This is a genomic window from Algibacter sp. AS12, from assembly GCF_046736315.1.
Lineage (GTDB): Bacteria > Bacteroidota > Bacteroidia > Flavobacteriales > Flavobacteriaceae > Algibacter_B > Algibacter_B amylolyticus.
This window is the reverse complement of sequence record NZ_CP151841.1, coordinates 909,739-928,631: the sequence shown is the minus strand read 5'-3', so window position 1 is coordinate 928,631 and position 18,893 is coordinate 909,739. Positions and strand designations below refer to the sequence as shown.

Here is an 18,893-nt window from a genome sequence, read left to right as displayed (position 1 = left end):
TTTGGTTTGGGGCTTTATGTTGTAAAAGACATGTATTTCGTCTATTCATCGAAAATGAAATGTTAAAATTACGTGTGTTTCAGCGATAAAAATAGTTTTTAATCTGATTCGGGTCTATATTCGTACCAGAATTAACCCCCGAATTAATCGAAATTATGAAAACTCTTAAATTAATAGCAATTTGTTTTTTAGTATCAGCTTATTCTTTTGCAAACGTTTCTAGTTCAGATAAAGATGCTTTAATTGCTCTATATAACTCTACTAACGGTGCAGAATGGAATTCTTCTTGGGATTTAAGTTTAGCTATCGATACTTGGTATGGTGTTAAAATAGAAAATGAAAGAGTTGTAGAGATTAATCTTCAGTTTAATAATCTTAATGGGCCTTTACCAACAGAAATAGGAGATTTAACAGGATTAAAAATTTTAAACTTAGGTTTTAATAAACTTAACGGAACAATCCCTTCTTCAATTAAAGAATTAAAAGAATTAAAGGATTTACAATTATTTATGAATGGTTTTGAAGGTGAAATTCCTGCTGAACTTGGTGAATTAAAAAAATTAGAATCTTTAAAATTATATAGCAATAAATTTACAGGAGAGATTCCTAGTGTATTAATGGGCTTAACAAACTTAAAAGAGCTTTTATTAGGAAGTAACTTTTTAACAGGACAAATACCAACAGAGATTTATGCATTAACAAAGTTGCAAAAACTAAGTTTAATGGATAATAAAATGGATGGTGAAATCCCAGCAGAAATAGCACAATTAAAAGATTTAGAAGAGTTATTATTATCTACAAATCAATTTTCGGGAGACTTACCAAAAGAATTCATGAATTTAACCAAGTTAAATACAATGATGGTAAGTGATAATAACCTAAACCAAGAATACATTAGTGTTTCTGGTAAAAACCCTCCAACGTTAATGCATTTAGAATTACAAAATGCAACTGCAACAATGGATATAGAAAAAGAATAATATAGTTTTTATAGTTTAGTTAGTATTAAACCATCACAGTTGTGATGGTTTTTTTTATTTTTATAAAATGATTGAACATTATTTTACCTGTCCACATTGTTGGGAAAACATTTCAATGTTATTAGATGCTTCGGTAAATAAGCAAACTTATATCGAGGATTGCGAAGTTTGCTGTAACCCAATTCAGATTATTACTCAGTTTATTGATTCCGAATTAACAGTGTTTCAAGCAAATAGCATTGAGCAATAATATTTTATTAAATTATGTTTGTAGAAACGTAAAAACAGTGTATATTTGCAGTCCGAAATAATTTGGTCGGCATTATGAACCGAAAGTTAACAGCTAAGTAAATTATTTCAAGATTACATCGCGGGATAGAGCAGTAGGTAGCTCGTCGGGCTCATAACCCGAAGGTCACTGGTTCGAGTCCAGTTCCCGCTACTAACAAATAAAGGGCTTCCGATAAATCGGAAGCTTTTTTTATTCCAATGGTACAGAATAGGTACAGAATAAAGCTGTTTTTCTTCACCTTAATAGCATTTGATTCAGTTTGATTTCATTTGGCATTTAAAAAAATTAAATAATTTATATAATGTTTTGAATATATCTGAATTAACAAAACCCGAGACTTAGGATTTAACTTAATTATTAGTGTTATAAATAATAAAATGTAGGCGTGGTGGAATTGGTAGACACGTTAGACTTAGGATCTAATGCCAGAAAATGTATTTGGAGACTCATTAAAAATGAACAAGATAACGCTATTTTATCCATAGTTAATGTTGGAAAAGAAAGTGTTGAATTAACCATAAAAAATAGCGAAATGATTGTCTTTAAGAATAAAATTAATGGTGCGCCAATAACTGCAATACCAAGAATAGAATATTATGACGTCTTGTTTGTTGAAGAACTAAAAAACTAATGACTATACTTAAATTTGAAATGATGAATTATTCAAAAAACAATAATGGTCTTATGCAGTTTCGTATTACTTTTAGTGAGTTTGTGCAACTCTACAAAAAAGGGACCAGATGATACTAAAAAGGTGGACACGAATACAATCCTGAAATATACAAGCAAAAGTATGAAGATGCTGAAAAAAGAGGACAAAAAGGCATTTTTTTATTATTTGAAACCATTAGAGCATAAAGGAAAAAATGTTGATAACGATACTGAATATTTAACCGATGTATTATTTGGTGAAGGTGCTCGTTTTATTAAAGAATCTTCAAAAATGTATAAGCCATTCTTCTTATTTATGTCTTATAATGCACCACAAACACCATTAGAAGCTGAAAAGGAAGACTTAGAATTTTATTCAGGTATGAAAAGATAAAAATCGTCGCACGTATGCGGTCATGGTTCATGCTGTTTATAAAGGTGTGGTGGAAATTTTTTAAAGTTTAAAGGCTACAGGAGAATATGAAAACTCGTTAATCATATTTTATAGTGATAATGTGATAGACCAGACAAAGGTGCGTCAAACTTCCTATTAAAAGTGAGAAAAGGAAGCGTTGCGAAGGAGGTTATAGAAGAGTCATATGATTTAAAGCATATCAAATGAAACTAAATAGGGTGGCCAAATTCTATATCCTTATAATTTCTGAAAGAAGAAAATTTAAAGAATCCTTAAAACAATAAGCATCCAACCCTATTACTAGATCAATGCCTTTTTAAATATAATAATCTTAAATATTCTCCGAAATTTTAGTGCAAATGAGACTCTAACAACCAAAGTCCTTTATCTAAACCTCTTGTTACTTCAGTCATTAAATCTGCTGACGCAGTATCTTCCAAATTTTCAATTAACTTAATTGCATCTCGTGAGGTTTGGCAAAGATTTCCATAAGCAATAGATAGCTGTTTTAAAAGATTCAATTGACCCTTATTCGTGTTAGATAATGGGGTTAACCTAGAAGCTTTAGTAACATCGCTTAATCCGCCTTTAGCAACTCCTCCAATAGAGGCAATACGTTCGGCTATTGTATCAATGAAACCTAGAACGTCATTCCCAAGGTCATCAAAAAGTTGGTGCAAGGAATAAAAGTTATTCCCTTTTACATTCCAATGCGCCAGCTTTAGCTGACTATACAAATCGATAGTATCTGCTAATTGTAAATTCAAAATGTGTGTTACATCCTCTGTGTTTTCTATTTTAAGAGCGCTTTTTAATACTGCCATAAGATTATGTTTATGCCATAGAAACTGGTTCTAAAGTTTTTTAATTAATGAACTGGCTTTGTATCCATACGTTGAATTACCTTGTCTAATGGAACTACTTCACTTGCCCAAGTACCAATAACTTGTAAATAGTCATCCAAAGAGTCTTTATTTTCGAATGGTGCGGGTCCTGTAGTTTCTGTAACTACAAAAACAGGTATGTCTCTTGAAAATGCCTCGTGTGCCGTAAAACTGATGGCATTATTGACACTAACACCACCAAGAATGATTTGTTCTTTTCCTAATTCCTTTAAGAGCACATCTAGAGTACCGCCCCAAAAGGCACCTAGTCTATTCCTTGTATGTTTAAAATCTTCACTTTCTTGAACTAACCTAGTGTCCCAATTGGTCCAAGGTGAACTTAGCTCGTAATACCCTTGCTCAACTTCTGGCCAATTACTTATGAGGCCAGAATCTTCCTTGCTGTTTTTAAGTGCATAAGTCGAATGTATTACAGGAATCCCCATCTTTCTGCTATAAGAAGTCAAAGCATTTATCGGCTCAATTAATGGCTCTGCATCGTTTTTATATGGACTACCTGGTTCTGTAAATAAGCGTTCCATATCCACTATTAAGGTCACTGCCTTATCTGGATTTAATTTGAATTGCATAATTTATATTTTTAAATGAAACAATTTAGTTTTCTTCTGGTCTCAAGAAAATCACCTCACGAGTTACCTGCCAACGACCATCTTCAAATACCAAATCAATACTTAGAATAAGAATTTGTTCTTGCCCACTTAGATTATTCTTACGAGATAATAATACATGTGCATTTTTCCCATTCACATCTATTTTGTGAAATTTCGCCCATGTGTTCATTGGTGGATCACCAGCATCTCTTTTGCTTTTAAAAAGGCCTTTAAAGGCTTCTTTATTAGCCGTATTTAAATTATCATCTGTATCTATCATTATGACATTTAAATCATTGTGATAAATTGTATCTAACGTTTCAACATCATAATTTGTTGCTGTTTGTATTAAATCTACAATTACCTTTTTTACGGTATTGGTACCGTTATTTCTCTTTTCTGTTTTCATTGTATTTGTATTTTTAAAATTATTATTTTTTTATACTTCAAAATTAAGGCAAGACCCATTGTTTTGCGTAATCGATATCTGATTAATTATAGTCAATATATAACTTATACCATTTTCTATTTAAAATTGCTGGTATTAATTAAATTGAACTTCTTCTTTTTGCGCCAATGTTCCTGAAAATACTTTATGTTCATAAACTCTAGAAATAATGATAGCAATAATTGCTATTACTGCTAGAGGCCACTCACCATCACTCACCATATAGTGAGCAAAAAATGCTAATACAGCATCAAAAAAGAAACCAGCATAAGCCCATTCTTTTAGGATATTATTTTTTCTATACCATACCGCAAATAAGCCTAGGATTTTTAAAAAAGCCAGTGGGTAGATAATCCAAGTCGGGAAGCCTAAATTATTGTAGAATCCTGATACCATATCATACTTGGTCAAATACATAACTGCTGAGAATGTAAAAATAAGAGTCATTACACCTGTAGCTATCCAATAAATCGTTTTGTTTGTTTTCATAATATTTACTTTTTATATTAAAGTTGTTTGTTTTGTTTTAGATTTTAAGATGTTTAGTAATTCACTTGGCTCTAACCTTGTCATATAGTTTTCTTCAAGGTGCTGAAAAATAACCTCTAAGTCTTTATTAATCACATAAACGCCTGGAACTGGTAACTCAAAGTTTAAGTTTGCGTGAAACTTTGACAAGTCAATTCCAAAATTGGCGTATTCAGTTTTAAGAGCGTCATTTAACGTAAATACAATACCTAGAGATTTCATAAATTTTGCATCTATATCGCTTAACACGGGGAACGATAATCTGTTCTTTTCGAAAGTCTTCATATTGTTATTTGGCACCTCAGCACTAATAGCTATAATGCTTGCACCTAAGTTTTGAAAACTTTTTTGAAGGGCGTCGTAAGCACGTAGTTCCATATTGCAATAAGGACACCATCCACCTCTGTAGAAGTTTAAAACAAGGTAATCTTGCTCGATAAATTGGCTTATGTTCTCGCTTTTTCCAGCAACATCAATAAGAGAGGCATCCTCAATTTTTTCACCAACTTGGGTCGTGTTTTTCTTTAAATCGCTAGAAGCGATTTCTTCAATTCCATCAAGCAAAACTTTGGCTATATGTTTTGGCATTCTGGAGAATCCGGTTTCATTAATTTGAAGTAATTGTTCTTGTAATGTCATAGTAAATAATTTTATGACACAAAACTAGTACGTAAGGCAAGTAAGTGGATATTCTATTTGAAATTAAAAATAGTCAATATGTAACCAAAAAAATAACTAAAGCTAATTTGTAAATTTACTTGGAGTGACACCCTCATATCTTTTAAAGAAACGTATAAAGTTTGACGGTTCTTGAAAACCGACTTTAAAGGCAATTTCTTGAGTGGTATATTTTTTTTCTGAAAGGTTACGCTTTATTTCTAAAAGCAACCAACTGTCTATAAAAGCCTTTGCAGTAACATTAGCAAGTTCTTTACAAATATCATTGAGATACTTATAGGATACAAACAATTTTTTTGCGTAAAACTTAGCATCGTGGCTATCGTGATAGTGCAAACTTATAAGCTGTTTGAATTGAATAAAATCTTTAAAACGTTTACTTTGAAAAACTTCGTGCTGATACACTGTAAAACGTTTCATTTGAATAAGTAGAGAAAGAAAGATGTTTTTAGCAAAATCCGCTTTTAGATTTTGATTGCTACTTTCTTGCATATTCTTTAGAAGCGTAATAAACGGAATTAGGTTAGGGATATTTTCTTCACCAGTAAGTAAACTTTTTGTATTGAATAAATGAAGAAAGTGAAAGAGGTCTTTTTCGCCTATATTGTCAGTAATAAAAGATGCTTTAAAAGAAATAACATAACCTTTTACTTGTAGTTCTTTTTCAAAGTAATTGACTTGGTCTTTCACTAAAGGAATAACAACGCCTGGCGAAAGTATAATTTCATTAAAATCAACATTATGAACACCTTTACCTTCCGTAATAATAATTAATGCATGAAATTGAATTCTATGACTAATCGAGATATCAAAGTTACTTTGTTTACATCGCTCATAAAGTTCTTCAATAGGAATCACTTCAAAATCAATCGGTTGATTAATGAATCTAGTAAAACCAATATTTTCAATTTCTACCAAGGTTATATTGATAATTTGAGTTTATACAAACGATAATAATTGTATAAGCTGTCCAGGAAGCGTAAAAATAAACTTTAAATTCCACTATTTCAATTTTCCTTTTTAGACATCAACCACTTTCTAAGAATAAGCATAAACAATCCTAAAAATCCAAAAATAACGGTCGCGACTTGTATCGGAAATTCATAGCCATATAATCCAGCTAAAACTCCCGCAATTAAGGCTGGTATGGTTTGACCCAATGAATCTGCGCTGGCTCTAAACCCTAACACTTTACCTTGTTCTTTTCTGGAACCACTTTGAGACGTAATGGTTATAATGCCTGTACGCAGCAACTCGTTTGCAGAAGCAAAAAACAAAACAAACACTAACAACTCCATTGTTCTTGTAGTAAAAGTTAAAAGGCCTAACGCTGCAAACAAAACAAATGCACTCACTATACTTATTTTATATTGCTGATACAACTTATCTATTCTTGGTACTAATTGGGTTTGCGAAATAATACTTACAATCCCAATATAGAAAAACAATAACCCAATATTAGTTTCAGAATAATCCAATCGTTTTAGGAGGAATACTCCTAAAAAAGAAGTAAACAACGTAAAAGCAAAAGAGTAAATAAAGCTACTTCCATAAAGCACTCGGTTAGCTTTGGTTTTTATTATTTCAGAAATGTTGCCCAAAGATTTAAATAGCTTTACATCTAGGGATTTATCCATGGGAGATGTTTCTGGTAAACGCTTATGCAATAAGAATACATTTGTAAATGAAAATACAGCAGACACCATAAATGCGAAAAAAGGACCAAACCAAGGCACCAGTTCTGAATTAGAAAGAAGTCCTCCCAAAAACGGACCAATCATAAACCCTAATCCTAAGGCTGCCCCTGCAATACCGAAATTTTTAGCTCGGTCTTTAGGTTCTGAAATATCTGCAACAACTGACTGTGCAATGGCGATAGACCCTCCAGTAATACCATCAAAAAAGCGGGCAATAAAAAGTAGTGGAAGATTACCTATTAAAATACCAACGGCAAACAACACATTAGAAACTCCAGTGCCCATAATTGCACCTTTTAACAAAGGCCTCCGTCCAAATTTATCTGAATATTGTCCAAAAACCGGATTTGCAAAAAATTGAGCAAACGTATAAATGGAGAATAATATGCCTAATAATAAATAGCCTGTCTCTTTAGACATAGCGGCTGGCAATACGTAACTGGGAGAGTTAGGGTCTGTAAACATAAATGGTAGAATAGGAATAATCATAGAAAATCCTATAACTTCAATTAAAATGGTTACGAATACAATGTCTATTGTTTTCTTTTGGTTCATCGGATAATTTTTAAAATTTAGTTTAACAATTTTTAATGTTTAGCGAGTTGGTACGAAGCAGGTACAAAACGAAATCCATTTCCTCTTTCCTCCACGTAGCCTATTCCAGGAAATGGCATATGATACCCAATCATAGGTGTTTTATCCGCTGCTAACATTCCTAAAATTTTACGTCGAGACGTCACCGCTTTTTCAGCGTCTGCATCAAACTTAAAATGCCAATCTGGACGCGCAAAAGACCAGATATAATGGTTTGCGAGGTCTGCAGTTAATACTAATTGCTCTCCATTACTTTCTAAATGCAAACAAAAATGTCCAGGCGAATGACCAAATGAAGCCATTGCAGTAATTCCACTGGCTATTGAATTTCCATCATCTATAAATGTCATTTTTTCTGCTAGTGGAGTCACTTGTTTTGCCACCATGTCACTTACTAAATTACCTTCTCCTAGTTTCTGCCAGAAATTATATTCAACTGCACCTGCAACATATTTTGCATTGGGAAAATTTGGTTTTCCGTCTTTAATTAATCCGCCTATGTGGTCTGGATGCATATGAGAAATCGCAACCACATCAATAGATTCTGGCGATACATTTGCTTGTTTAAGTGACTGCATAAGTCCGCCAAAGCCTAGTCCAGTATCTGCTAAAACACGTTCTTTTCCGGTGTCAATTAGCGTAGGGCTCATATAGGCTTGCAGAGAAGTGGAAGAAATGAAATTTTCTTTTGAAACTTTATTGAATTCAGCTTCAGGTATTGCTGCTGCATATTCAAGCCTTGGTTCATCTGCGATTGCCGTCATATCTAATAATGACGTTATTTTCATATCTCCTAAGTTGTATATTCTAGAGACTCGATTTGTTTCTGCTGCTTTTTTGTTTCTGTTTATATTTATAGACATCGTATTTATATTTTAAGATTAAATTTTATTTTTTTACTTTAAAGTGTTGTTCCATTTAAATGCACAACGGTTTTACTAGGTGTAGCATTTACAAAAGCTTGCATTGCCATACAGGTATTTGTGCAATCTGTTATAAAGGCCTGAATTACATCTTCGGGCTCATTACTTTCAATCACTAAATGCGTTTCAATACCCTTACAGCCTCCATTAATGCCTGGTGGCTCATTTGGGTTCAGTAGTAAAAAGCATTTTTTATTTTACTCGTAAGTTGTAAACTTTTAAATTTTTAGTTAGTTTAATTAAACACTAGTTGCTTTTTCTAACCATTGTATAAATGGTTTTGCTGTGAGTACAACGTCTTCAATAATATCTGCTAGATTACCGTCTATAAGTTCTTTTTTTGTCGGATTATAGGTTGCTGTAAAACTTTTTCGTCTTAGTAATTCTATATTAGGATGGTCATTGGCGTAGCCTCTTGGACTTGTTTTAAGTGCGTGCTCATCTTCAGCTAGACCTCCAAATAATTTTTTAAACTTTTTTTCATTCAAAATATCAATAAGCTCTTGAGCATCATAATCTATAGCTTGTCTAACGCTTTCCAAAACGTCTTTTTCTGGCCGATAAAGACCAGTGCCTATTAATGTGAATTCGGGACCAAAAGCAAAAAAGAATTTAGATATACGTTCGTCTTTTGTAAAAGGTGAACACGAAAAATTAGCACGATAAATAGGTTTGTTCTTGTTGAACATTCTGTTATTAGTGATGCGCATAATCACGTCTTTTGGTTTGAATTGATTGAAAAATGGATCGTGTATTTTCATACGTTCTAAGATGGCTTCAACTTCATCTAACCAATATTGTTTAGCTGTATGATATCGTTTTCTATTTTCATCCATCCATTCCTTACTATTGTTTTTTTGAAGGTCTAGAAGAAAGTCCCAGATATAGTTTTTAGTGTTCATGTTTCTAATTATTTTAAAAATGAAGAATGTATTTATGCAATTTTAATTTATTCGAAAAGGTGTTGCATTTTATACAGCAAATACAAATGACCGTCGGTCATTAATGTGTTAGCAAAATGCTAATGTTTAACTTATTTTTAATATAGTTAAACATAATAGAGATATAGGATATATTTATGGAATTAGACCTTCTACAGTTGTATTTACAAAAAATTCAAAAAAATTCTTGGCTGTAGTATTTAAATTATTTGATAATTGTTGTTCTCTAGTTTCAACAAGTTGCATAATGCCTCCAGTCATTCCCCAAAACATAAAGCTGAGTGATGCGCTATTTAGGTCTTGTCTAATAGCTTTGCGTTCTATAGCTTCATCGATAATTCCCTTAATATATATAGAAATCTCGTGTCCTTTTTTAGCAAGTTCACCTGTTTCATTTAAACCAGAATTTTGCTCATAGAAAGTAATAAGCTGATGATATCTTTTTTGTTCTTTAGAGAAATAATAATCTGCCCAAAAAATACCTTTGATTTTTTCGATTGAATCTTTTTCGTCCTGAGTGTACTTCTTAAAATAGTCTAGCAATAAATTTCTAGCCATTATAGCTATAGTGCCAATTATTTCTTCTTTATCATCAAAATACAAATAGACAGTACCTTTGGCAACACCAGCCATTTTTGCAACTTTATTGATGCTGAATGCCGCTAAGCCATCTTTTAGAATTAGTTCTTCCGCTGCTGCTAATATTGCAACATATTTGGGTTCTTTAGATTTTTGTTTTTTAGTGATGATTTGAGGTATTTAGAAGTTTTCATTTTATCAACCAATCTGTTCAAAGATAAAATTAAATTTAGCTTAAGTTTATAATTAATCAGTATTGTAAAAAGGCCTCATCAAAATAGCTGAGCTTTTATCTCGGTTGCTTCACTAAAAAAGTGCCTTGTTTTAAAACTAAGCGAAATCACTTATCACAGTTATAAGCTGAACCAATTTTGAGTAATTTGTTCTTCTACGCTGTGATTTTTTTTATGAACAAATTCATTTTTAACAGCATCATATTTATAGTCTGTTCCCCAAGTTTCAAAGTGTTCTGCAACTTGTTTTATAGCATCGCAAATAAAAGAAATTTCATCGTTTGTCATCGTAGGATGAATAGACATCCTAATCCAACCTGGACGTTCTAAAAGACAACCATCCAAGATTTTTTTCTCTATGGATTTAGAAGTTAAATGGTCAACGTTTAATAAATAGTGCCCATAGGTACCAGCACAAGAACAACCTCCACGAGTTTGTACACCAAATCTATCATTAAGTAATTTAACGATGAGATTATAATGTGCATTTTCAATATAAAAAGAAAAAACTCCTAATCTATCTTCATGTTCGGGTGCTAATATTTTTAAATTTTCTATCGTTCTGAGCTTTTCAAAAATTATGTCATTTAACTCATGCTCTCTATCCAAAATATTTTGGACCCCCATTTTTTCTTTCAATTGAATGGAAAGTGCAATTTTTATGGCTTGAAGAAAACCTGGTGTTCCTCCATCTTCACGAGTTTCAATATCATCAATATAATCATGATCGCCCCAAGGATTTGTGTAACTTACTGTGCCGCCGCCTGGGTTATCTGGCACTAAATTTTTATATAATTTTTTATTAAAAATTAATACACCTGAAGCTCCTGGTCCACCTAAAAATTTATGTGGAGAAAATGTTATAGCATCTAAATAAGATTCCTCATCATTAGAAGGATGCATATCGATATCTACATAAGGTGCAGAACATGCAAAATCTACAAAGCAAAGCCCATTGTTTTGATGCATGATTCTTGCTACTTCACGGTAGTTTGTTCTAATACCTGTAACGTTGGAACATCCTGTGATTGCAGCTATTTTAATAGGGCAATCTTTATGTTTTTCAATAAGCGCTTCTAATTTTATAACACAAGGAAAACCAGCTTCATTTGAAGGAATAACTTCTACTCTTGCAATCGTTTCTAACCAAGAGGTTTGATTAGAATGGTGTTCCATGTGAGATACAAAAATAATTGGGCGTTTTTCCTCTGGAACTTCTGTATGGTCTTTTAAATTTTCACTCAGTTTGAGTCCTAAAATACGTTGAAACTTATTTATTGCGCCAGTCATACCTGTACCAACAGTTATTAGTACATCATCTTTTGAAGCTTCATGCATTTCTTCAGCATTAAGCCATTCTACGTAGCGTAAATGTTTTTGTGTGGTTTTCATGGTGTGTGTGTTTAATAAGAAAGCAAAACACAATTCCCTTAAATCATGTTCTGCTTTCTTGCGCGTTACAAAAGTGTGATAACCTGTTCAGCTTTAGGAAATCGTTTTTGTAAGTTGCTTAATAATCCAAGTTTTTGTTTTATATTTTTTCAAATATTTTCCTAAATTACTTTTAGTGAATCATTTATGAAATGATAATTATCAGTTATACTAATTTAATTTTAAACCATTAACTTACTTACATCGGTTAGCTTAGGTATAGTAGCGTCCCAATTATATAGGTCTTTCAGTTTTACTCTAAACGCGTCTAAGGCTGTTGGTTCACCATGTATTAGGTATACTTTTTCTGGTGCGTTTTTAATATCGCTAAGCCAATCTAATAGGCCTTGTTGATCTGCATGAGCCGATAAGCTTTCAATGTTTTTTATAGTAGCCTTTACAGGATAGTATTTTCCGTAAAACCGAATCTCGTGTGCGCCTTCTTGTAATTGTCTGCCACGAGTGCCTTCTGCTTGATAGCCAACTAATAGCACTGTTGTTGAAGGCTCATCAATAAGTTGTTGTAAATAGGTTAAAACGCGTCCTCCTGTAACCATACCACTTCCTGCCATCACAATTTTAGAGCGTTTATCGTCAATGGTTTCCCAGGTTTCTTTGTAGGATTGAATTATGTTTACATGCTCGCACATAGCAGCAAATTCTTTAGGAGATTGTTTATGCCATTTAGGGAAACGTTTAAAAACATCCAATACGTTTTTACCCATTGGGCTATCAACAAATATTGGGATGTTTGGAATTTTATTGTCTTGATATAGTTTCCATAAAATGAACATGAGCATTTGTAAGCGCTCTACAGCAAAACTTGGTATTATAAGATTCCCCTTTTTATTGATGGTTTCCAAAATAATTTGGGTTAGTACATCTTCAATATTTTCTGCCGGATGTAATTTGTTACCATAAGTGCTCTCAATAAATAAAAAGTCGGCCTTTTTAGGTTTTTTAGGAGCGTATAGTAAGTAATCGTGTTTTCGGCCTATATCTCCAGAAAACACAAAACGCTTCCCGTTAATGTCTAATTCTATAAAGGTTGCTCCTATAATATGGCCATTGTATTGAAAGCGATAAGATATATGCTCTGATAATTGAATCCAAGTATCTTCAATCTCTACTTCAAATTGTTTAATGGTTTTTTCGGCATCTAATTTGGAATAAAATGGTAAAGCAGGACTGTGTTTTGTGTAATTTTCCTCATTTGCCTTTTTCGCCTCTTCCTCATGTATTTTAGCGCTATCTCTTAATATTACTTCTGCTATAGCCAAAGTAGGAGCAGTGCCTTTAATTTTACCCTTAAAGCCTTGTTTTATTAAACGTGGCAGATAGCCAACATGGTCTAAGTGGCCATGCGTTAATAAAACTACATCGATAGTGCTTACATCTATAGGGAGATTTTCCCAATTAAGTTCTCTAAGTTCTTTTAAGCCTTGAAACATACCACAATCTATAAGGATGTTTTTTTCTGAAGTTTCAATTAAAAATTTAGAACCCGTAACAACTCCTGCCGCACCTAAAAAACTGATTTTTACAAATTTTTCCATGTTAATATATTTTTAGCCACATAAATGTGAAATATCATCTAGAATTTTCTTTTTCCGTGTCTCGGAAACACCAAGATGATCTAAATAAAATTTATCGTTAATTAAATCTCTGCAAAGGATTACAGATCGACTTAAAAGAAAATTTTTTTCACGCTTAGAAAGCAGTGTAGACACGGTAATTGGGTATAGACCTAAACGATCAATTCTATCTTTTAAACCATCGTTTAGTGGGTAATCCCAACTTAATAAATACAGTCCGCAGCAATTACCATATTGTATGGCGTCCTTGGTGAATCTTGTGTTAGTAACGACCCAGCCTTGGGTAAGTGACTCTTCGTCTTTTTTTAGTTTTTGCCAATTGTTTTTTATGTCTTGATATCTAGAATTGATATACAGAGGAATTTTAACATTACAGTTAAGACCTTCTTCACTATGAAATTTACATTCTATAATAGTCGCTTCAGAATTTTTTCGCGCTATAACGTCAATTTCATGCGAAACACATTTGCCCTGTAAAATAGTACCAACCTCTGTTTTGTAGCCCGAATATTTTAAAATAGCGCTAACAAAACGCTCAAAAGGAAAGCCCGTTGGTCCTAACTCGTAAATGGCTTTCTTGAGTTTGTATTTTGAAGCAAAATGACTCTTGCTTTTTTTAAGTAATGCAAACGCTCTGTTATATATTTCTTTGGTTGATATACTTTGGTAGAGCTCATCACGAACCTTATCTATAATTTGATTGACAACTTGGTTATCTGCCCCGGATCGTTTTAAGGATGTTCGTAATTTTTCCAATGAAAATTTTACTTTTTCACCAGAGGACTTAATAATATCTATATTAGAAATATTCATGTTATAATAACTTTTATACTTATTCGGTTAAGCCAGTTTAGCTTAAAATGAAGCACGAATACTAATTGAGATTAAGCATCATATAAAAAAGACTTAGAAGTAATAGCATCTTTTTTACGATTTTAAATATTAAACGCGTGCTGTGTTTTGCATAGCTAATAAGGGTATAGTTAACCCAAGACTCACCTTATCGATATTAGAAGGGAATAACATATCTTCTAAAAACGAATGCTGTGTATTAACCATGGTAATCATATCGAAATCTTTCTCTTCTATAAAAGTCTTGATAGTATCGGCTATTTTTCTGCTGTCTTCATGATGAAATTTTACTTCGTTTTCACTCAAGGCATCTTTTATAAAAGCTTTGTTATCTTCTTGTCTTATGGAAAGTTTGTTAATTTTAGAAACATATAAAACATCGATGCAGCTTCTGTTAGGTTTGGCTAAAATGGAAAGTAGTTTTAGCTCGCGACGTTTGTAAGGCATTAAATAGTTAGTGGGGAATAAAATTCGTTTAGGTCGAGTATTGGTGTAATTGGAAGGAATAGCCAAAACAGGACATGGCACATATTTTAAAACTTGAAATGTTTGGCTGCCAAATACAATATGCCTTTCGTCTGATATACCTTTAGTGCCCATAACAATCAAATCTATATTTTTTGCATTTGCAATAAGATTAGCTTCTTCTATTAAAGTGTTATAAGCCGAAATGCAGTGATAGGTAAATCTAGGATTAGGCGCTGTTTTTTTTACCTCTGTAATAAGTTGTTCTAAATTAGATTGCGACTCATTTCTAACACGAGTTAAAACATCATTAAAAACGTCTCGAGAGGCTAATTCTTCATGATCGTAAAATTCATTTTGATACGCATGCATGAAATAGAATTCGGTTTTTTGATATTTAAAAAATTCTAGCGCATAGTTAATGGCATTCTTAGAGTTTTCTGAAAAATCCGTAGGAATTAAAATAGATAGCATGATAATTGGTTTTAGATTTCTGTTAGGAAAGTAAGCTTTAAAAAATCTAGAAACTATGATATATATCAGATGTGCCATTTTAAGGCATTGTGCTAAAACTATTTAGGTGTCTATTTAATTTAAGCGTAAATGTGCTACTCGTGTAATACTAAAAAAGGAATATCTGTGTGGTATGTTATTTTTTCAACCTTAGAGTGGAATAGAATATTTTGAAAATAATTTAGGTTTTTGGCTACCATTGCTATCATGTCTACAGACCTGCTTTCTACAAAGCATTCAATAGCATCTTCAACATTTTTATTGGTAAGAAAATGAAAGCTTGGATTAAACTCTTCAAAATAATCATTTAGTAATTCCTTATTATTAAGTTGTTCGGGATTTAATGTAGTGTCTTTATTTTGAATATGAATAACTCGTAAATTGCCTTTTGTATCTTTTAATACATTTGTTAAAGGTTGTAGTATATTAAGATCGTAAGTGAGGTTAAAATCTGATGTAAATGCAACCTCTTGTAGCTTATTATATTTTGCACATTCTGGTACTACTAAGGTGGTACATTTCACTTTGGTAATAACATCGCCAGTGTTACTGCCAACAATGAATTTGCTAAGGCCTGATGCACCTTTGGTGCCCATAACAATCATGTCTATTTTCTTTTCTTCAACATGTTTTCTTATGGCTTCTAAAAAGAAATAATTTTCGGTAAGTGTATAAAAACGGTGGTTTTTGTTTACTTTATGGTTCTCTCTAACTTGTTTTAATTGCTGTCTTAATTTAGTGCGAGAAGGCTTGGTGTAAATTTCTTCAATAACGTCTTCTGTTGTTATATAATTTTCTGCACTAGCAACCATACCTTCAATTCTGTTAACATGAAGTAGGTAAAAATTACATTCCGTATTTTCAAAAAAAGCAATGGCATACGATATAGCATTCCATGAGTTTTCTGAGAAGTCCGTAGGTAATAAAACATTCATCTTTTAAATTTCTTAGTAAATACAAATCTAAAATGATGAAGCCTATTAAAATATGATATCCATCATATTAGAAATACTTGTGTATTAGGCTAGTAGATGTCCTGTAATTCTTGAAGATTAATAACTTTAATATTTCTGCCTTCCATTTCTATGAGGCCTTTCTTTTTAAAATCGGACAAGGTTCTTATTAATGTTTCTGTCGCAATTCCAGCTACACTTGCCAAATCATTACGAGAAATTTTAATAGGATCTTCAGGTTTCGAATTTATTTTTTCGGCAAATCTTATAATTGTTGATGCTGTTTTTCTTTGTACAGAACTGTAAGCCATTTGCAATAATTGGTCTTTAACTCCTGTAATGTCATCGGTTAGTAATTGAATAACTTCTAGGGCTACCTTGTGGTTTTGGTCTAGTATATCTTTTAGTTCGTTTTTAGCAACACCAACCATTTTTAACTCTCCTAAAGCTGTTGCTGTTTCTCGGTAAGGTATATTTTGCGTGAATGATGTATAGCCAAAGAGATCATCTTCTTTATGAAGGGCTGTGGTAAGTTCTTTTCCTTTTTCATCAAATTTATAACACTTTACAACACCTTTTAAAATTAAATAGACATAATTAGAGTTATTACCTTCTTTATAAATAATGTCGCCTTTACTGTAGTTAAAAATGGTGCCATTATCGTCGAAGAAATTTTTTAGGTCGTTAATTGTTCTTAATTGTTCTTCTGGATTAGTTGAATCATTTAAAGCTAATTCGCGTTCTTCCTTTAAAATAGCAGCTTTTGCTATTCTACTTTCAATAGCGCTTAAAATTTCATCTTCATTAAAGGGTTTTGTAATATAGTCGTCTGCTCCCATATTCATGCCTTTTCTTACATCTTGTCTTTCTGTTTTGGCAGATAAAAATATAAACGGTATAAATTTGGTGCTATTATCTTTTGATAGGCCTTCTAGCACACCATATCCATCTAAAATAGGCATCATGATATCACAGATTATAATATCTGGATTTTTATCTTTTGCAACTTCAAGACCAATTTGCCCGTTGGCGGCTGTAATAACTTCGTAGTCCGAAAGCTCTAATAACTCGGCTGTGTTTTCTCTTAATACGGTGTCGTCCTCTATTAATAATACTGTTTTCATTGTTGTGCTTTATTGGGTAGTTCTATAGTGAATGTTGAACCTTCGTGCTCTATGCTTTTAAATGTTATACTGCCATTTAAGCTTTCTAAATGGTCTTTTACAATATTTAGTCCAATACCTGTACCTTGTATTAGTAATGCATTTTCAGCTCTAAAATAGCGATTAAATATGTTTTTTTGATCTTTCTCCGGAATACCAATACCATTATCTTTTACTATAAAAACGGTAGTTGTTTCATTTTGAGAAATCTTTATGTCAATAATCGTGTTTTCAGAAGAGTACTTTATAGCATTATAGATTAAGTTGGATAAAGTTAGTTCTAATATTTTTTCATCTTGGTATAACGAAATATCATCTATATTCTCTGGGTAGTTAATTTTTTGTCCAGCTTTTAATAGCATATTGGCATTATAGATAACCTCGTTAAGAACTTTACTTAACTTAAAAGTGGCAAATTTATAATTGATTTTACCTTTCTCTAGTTTTTCTATCGAAAGGAAATCATTTAATATAGTATTAAGGTATTGTACTTTTTCTGTAATGGTATTAATATGTTTCTCTCGTTTATCTTGCTGTTCGGTTAATTTGTATTTATTTAATAACATGGTTGACGTTAAAATACCGCTTAAAGGGGTTTTAAATTCATGCGAAACCATAGATAAGAATTTTGTTTTCAACTCGTTTAATTCCTTTTCGGTAGCTAAAGCTGTTTTCAGTTCTGCGGTACGCACAGCAACCGTTTTCTCCAAATTTTCAGTATAATTTTTTTGTTCCGTTATATCTAAAATAATGGCTAAAAAAACATCTTTATCGCCTAGTTTAGAACGCTGTAAATGTACATTTACAGGGTAAGTGCTACCAGATTTTCGTTGATGGACCGTTTCGAATTCAATCTTTTCTTCTTTAGTCTCATTAAGTAATTCTAGTTTTTGTCTGAATTGTGATTCTGTAAATTTTGGTTTTATGTCAACAGGAGTCATGGTTTTAAGCTCTTCCAAACTGTAACCTATGTTTTTTTGCGCACCATAGTTAACGTTTATAAATTTTAAATCATCGTTAGCAAATACATATATTTCATTAAGTGATTCTTGAAAAATATTAGCCAAGTGATTGCGTTCTTGTTCCATGTATTTACGCTCGCTAATGTCTATTACTAGAGCCATAACATACCCCTTTCCGTAAACAGTAAACGGATTAAGTCCTGCTTCAACAGGAAAAACACTACCGTCTTTACGCGCGCCATAAAGATCGCGACCATGTCCCATTTGTCGGCGGGCTTTATCTTTCATAAAACCATTAAAATGAGCGCCATGACCAGCATGATAGTTTTGAGGAATTAAAATATTTAGTGGTTGTTTTATGAGTTCGCCCTTAGCATAACCAAACATTTTGTTGGCAGAATCGTTAGTTTCAACAATGTTTTGGTGTTCATCAACTACTATAACGCCTTCGGAAACAGCATCTAAAAGCACCTTAGTTATATCTTTATCTTGCTGAAACATATAA

22 protein-coding genes and 1 tRNA gene are annotated in these 18,893 nt (G+C 32.4%); 5 read left to right on the top strand and 18 right to left on the bottom strand.

The annotated features are described in order from the left end of the window. The first annotated feature begins 155 nt into the window (after positions 1-155). The 5 genes from AAFN75_RS04080 (at position 156) to AAFN75_RS04060 (ending at position 2,317) form a co-directional block, all read left to right on the top strand. Complete coding sequence (locus AAFN75_RS04080; protein ID WP_411808347.1) at positions 156-980, top strand: Two component regulator three Y domain protein; 825 nt, start codon at positions 156-158, stop codon at positions 978-980. A gap of 67 nt (positions 981-1,047) precedes the next feature. Next, complete coding sequence (locus AAFN75_RS04075; protein ID WP_411808346.1) at positions 1,048-1,230, top strand: CPXCG motif-containing cysteine-rich protein; 183 nt, start codon at positions 1,048-1,050, stop codon at positions 1,228-1,230. Between the two features lie 119 nt (positions 1,231-1,349). Then, positions 1,350-1,422 (top strand) — tRNA-Met (locus AAFN75_RS04070). Positions 1,423-1,657: 235 nt separating this feature from the next. Continuing rightward, positions 1,658-1,903: a hypothetical protein gene (locus tag AAFN75_RS04065; RefSeq protein WP_411808345.1), complete on the top strand. Its 246-nt coding sequence runs from the start codon at positions 1,658-1,660 to the stop codon at positions 1,901-1,903. Between the two features lie 168 nt (positions 1,904-2,071). Beyond that, on the top strand, positions 2,072-2,317 hold the full coding sequence (locus AAFN75_RS04060; protein ID WP_411808344.1) for a hypothetical protein: 246 nt from the start codon (positions 2,072-2,074) through the stop codon (positions 2,315-2,317). Between the two features lie 371 nt (positions 2,318-2,688). Here the strand turns inward: AAFN75_RS04060 and dps are convergent, their stop codons facing one another. The 18 genes from dps to AAFN75_RS03970 form a co-directional block, all read right to left on the bottom strand. Continuing rightward, complete coding sequence (dps, locus tag AAFN75_RS04055; protein ID WP_411808343.1) at positions 2,689-3,162, bottom strand: DNA starvation/stationary phase protection protein Dps; 474 nt, start codon at positions 3,160-3,162, stop codon at positions 2,689-2,691. 44 nt (positions 3,163-3,206) lie between these two features. After that, positions 3,207-3,812: a cysteine hydrolase family protein gene (locus AAFN75_RS04050; RefSeq protein WP_411808342.1), complete on the bottom strand. Its 606-nt coding sequence runs from the start codon at positions 3,810-3,812 to the stop codon at positions 3,207-3,209. 25 nt (positions 3,813-3,837) lie between these two features. Further along, complete coding sequence (locus tag AAFN75_RS04045; protein WP_411808341.1) at positions 3,838-4,242, bottom strand: nuclear transport factor 2 family protein; 405 nt, start codon at positions 4,240-4,242, stop codon at positions 3,838-3,840. A 135-nt stretch (positions 4,243-4,377) separates the two neighbouring features. Continuing rightward, positions 4,378-4,770 carry a DoxX family protein gene (locus AAFN75_RS04040; protein WP_411808340.1) on the bottom strand — a complete coding sequence of 131 codons (393 nt, stop codon included), beginning with the start codon at positions 4,768-4,770 and terminating at the stop codon, positions 4,378-4,380. 12 nt (positions 4,771-4,782) lie between these two features. Further along, a complete protein-coding gene (locus AAFN75_RS04035; RefSeq protein WP_411808339.1) occupies positions 4,783-5,448 on the bottom strand; it encodes a peroxiredoxin-like family protein in 666 nt (221 codons plus the stop codon). 102 nt (positions 5,449-5,550) lie between these two features. After that, positions 5,551-6,405, bottom strand: coding sequence for a helix-turn-helix domain-containing protein (locus AAFN75_RS04030; protein ID WP_411808337.1), 855 nt, complete (start codon positions 6,403-6,405; stop codon positions 5,551-5,553). 89 nt (positions 6,406-6,494) lie between these two features. Next, complete coding sequence (locus AAFN75_RS04025; RefSeq protein WP_411808336.1) at positions 6,495-7,739, bottom strand: MFS transporter; 1,245 nt, start codon at positions 7,737-7,739, stop codon at positions 6,495-6,497. 32 nt (positions 7,740-7,771) lie between these two features. Next, positions 7,772-8,542 carry an MBL fold metallo-hydrolase gene (locus AAFN75_RS04020; RefSeq protein WP_411808335.1) on the bottom strand — a complete coding sequence of 257 codons (771 nt, stop codon included), beginning with the start codon at positions 8,540-8,542 and terminating at the stop codon, positions 7,772-7,774. Positions 8,543-8,679: 137 nt separating this feature from the next. Next, positions 8,680-8,817: a hypothetical protein gene (locus tag AAFN75_RS04015; RefSeq protein WP_411808334.1), complete on the bottom strand. Its 138-nt coding sequence runs from the start codon at positions 8,815-8,817 to the stop codon at positions 8,680-8,682. Positions 8,818-8,940: 123 nt separating this feature from the next. After that, positions 8,941-9,603 carry a DUF2461 domain-containing protein gene (locus AAFN75_RS04010; RefSeq protein ID WP_411808333.1) on the bottom strand — a complete coding sequence of 221 codons (663 nt, stop codon included), beginning with the start codon at positions 9,601-9,603 and terminating at the stop codon, positions 8,941-8,943. Positions 9,604-9,777: 174 nt separating this feature from the next. Further along, positions 9,778-10,347 (bottom strand): TetR/AcrR family transcriptional regulator, encoded by a 570-nt coding sequence (locus AAFN75_RS04005; RefSeq protein WP_411809269.1) that lies wholly within the window; start codon positions 10,345-10,347, stop codon positions 9,778-9,780. Between the two features lie 227 nt (positions 10,348-10,574). Next, positions 10,575-11,846: an aminotransferase class V-fold PLP-dependent enzyme gene (locus AAFN75_RS04000; protein WP_411808332.1), complete on the bottom strand. Its 1,272-nt coding sequence runs from the start codon at positions 11,844-11,846 to the stop codon at positions 10,575-10,577. 221 nt (positions 11,847-12,067) lie between these two features. Continuing rightward, positions 12,068-13,441 (bottom strand): MBL fold metallo-hydrolase RNA specificity domain-containing protein, encoded by a 1,374-nt coding sequence (locus tag AAFN75_RS03995; protein ID WP_411808331.1) that lies wholly within the window; start codon positions 13,439-13,441, stop codon positions 12,068-12,070. Positions 13,442-13,453: 12 nt separating this feature from the next. Continuing rightward, complete coding sequence (locus AAFN75_RS03990) at positions 13,454-14,293, bottom strand: ATP cone domain-containing protein (protein WP_411808330.1); 840 nt, start codon at positions 14,291-14,293, stop codon at positions 13,454-13,456. 129 nt (positions 14,294-14,422) lie between these two features. Further along, a complete protein-coding gene (locus AAFN75_RS03985) occupies positions 14,423-15,271 on the bottom strand; it encodes a universal stress protein (RefSeq protein ID WP_411808329.1) in 849 nt (282 codons plus the stop codon). Between the two features lie 134 nt (positions 15,272-15,405). Further along, positions 15,406-16,245 carry a universal stress protein gene (locus AAFN75_RS03980; protein WP_411808328.1) on the bottom strand — a complete coding sequence of 280 codons (840 nt, stop codon included), beginning with the start codon at positions 16,243-16,245 and terminating at the stop codon, positions 15,406-15,408. Between the two features lie 89 nt (positions 16,246-16,334). Next, positions 16,335-17,387 (bottom strand): response regulator, encoded by a 1,053-nt coding sequence (locus AAFN75_RS03975; protein WP_411808327.1) that lies wholly within the window; start codon positions 17,385-17,387, stop codon positions 16,335-16,337. Further along, the gene (locus tag AAFN75_RS03970) at positions 17,384-18,889 is read right to left on the bottom strand and encodes a PAS domain S-box protein (protein ID WP_411808326.1); all 1,506 of its coding nucleotides are present in this window, start codon (positions 18,887-18,889) and stop codon (positions 17,384-17,386) included. Before AAFN75_RS03970 ends, AAFN75_RS03975 begins: the two co-directional genes overlap by 4 nt. Between the last annotated feature and the right edge of the window lie 4 nt (positions 18,890-18,893).

What these genes read in the sequence shown, in the direction of transcription:
- AAFN75_RS04040 (WP_411808340.1), bottom strand. Translation starts at nt 4,770, where the DNA reads ATGAAAACAAACAAAACGATTTATTGGATAGCTACAGGTGTAATGACT.
- AAFN75_RS04080 (WP_411808347.1), top strand. Translation starts at nt 156, where the DNA reads ATGAAAACTCTTAAATTAATAGCAATTTGTTTTTTAGTATCAGCTTAT.
- AAFN75_RS03995 (WP_411808331.1), bottom strand. Translation starts at nt 13,441, where the DNA reads ATGGAAAAATTTGTAAAAATCAGTTTTTTAGGTGCGGCAGGAGTTGTT.
- AAFN75_RS03985 (WP_411808329.1), bottom strand. Translation starts at nt 15,271, where the DNA reads ATGCTATCTATTTTAATTCCTACGGATTTTTCAGAAAACTCTAAGAAT.
- AAFN75_RS04010 (WP_411808333.1), bottom strand. Translation starts at nt 9,603, where the DNA reads ATGAACACTAAAAACTATATCTGGGACTTTCTTCTAGACCTTCAAAAA.
- AAFN75_RS04060 (WP_411808344.1), top strand. Translation starts at nt 2,072, where the DNA reads ATGCTGAAAAAAGAGGACAAAAAGGCATTTTTTTATTATTTGAAACCA.
- AAFN75_RS03990 (WP_411808330.1), bottom strand. Translation starts at nt 14,293, where the DNA reads ATGAATATTTCTAATATAGATATTATTAAGTCCTCTGGTGAAAAAGTA.
- AAFN75_RS03980 (WP_411808328.1), bottom strand. Translation starts at nt 16,245, where the DNA reads ATGAATGTTTTATTACCTACGGACTTCTCAGAAAACTCATGGAATGCT.
- AAFN75_RS04000 (WP_411808332.1), bottom strand. Translation starts at nt 11,846, where the DNA reads ATGAAAACCACACAAAAACATTTACGCTACGTAGAATGGCTTAATGCT.
- AAFN75_RS04035 (WP_411808339.1), bottom strand. Translation starts at nt 5,448, where the DNA reads ATGACATTACAAGAACAATTACTTCAAATTAATGAAACCGGATTCTCC.
- dps (WP_411808343.1), bottom strand. Translation starts at nt 3,162, where the DNA reads ATGGCAGTATTAAAAAGCGCTCTTAAAATAGAAAACACAGAGGATGTA.
- AAFN75_RS04025 (WP_411808336.1), bottom strand. Translation starts at nt 7,739, where the DNA reads ATGAACCAAAAGAAAACAATAGACATTGTATTCGTAACCATTTTAATT.
- AAFN75_RS04050 (WP_411808342.1), bottom strand. Translation starts at nt 3,812, where the DNA reads ATGCAATTCAAATTAAATCCAGATAAGGCAGTGACCTTAATAGTGGAT.
- AAFN75_RS03975 (WP_411808327.1), bottom strand. Translation starts at nt 17,387, where the DNA reads ATGAAAACAGTATTATTAATAGAGGACGACACCGTATTAAGAGAAAAC.
- AAFN75_RS03970 (WP_411808326.1), bottom strand. Translation starts at nt 18,889, where the DNA reads ATGTTTCAGCAAGATAAAGATATAACTAAGGTGCTTTTAGATGCTGTT.
- AAFN75_RS04045 (WP_411808341.1), bottom strand. Translation starts at nt 4,242, where the DNA reads ATGAAAACAGAAAAGAGAAATAACGGTACCAATACCGTAAAAAAGGTA.
- AAFN75_RS04075 (WP_411808346.1), top strand. Translation starts at nt 1,048, where the DNA reads ATGATTGAACATTATTTTACCTGTCCACATTGTTGGGAAAACATTTCA.
- AAFN75_RS04020 (WP_411808335.1), bottom strand. Translation starts at nt 8,542, where the DNA reads ATGACGGCAATCGCAGATGAACCAAGGCTTGAATATGCAGCAGCAATA.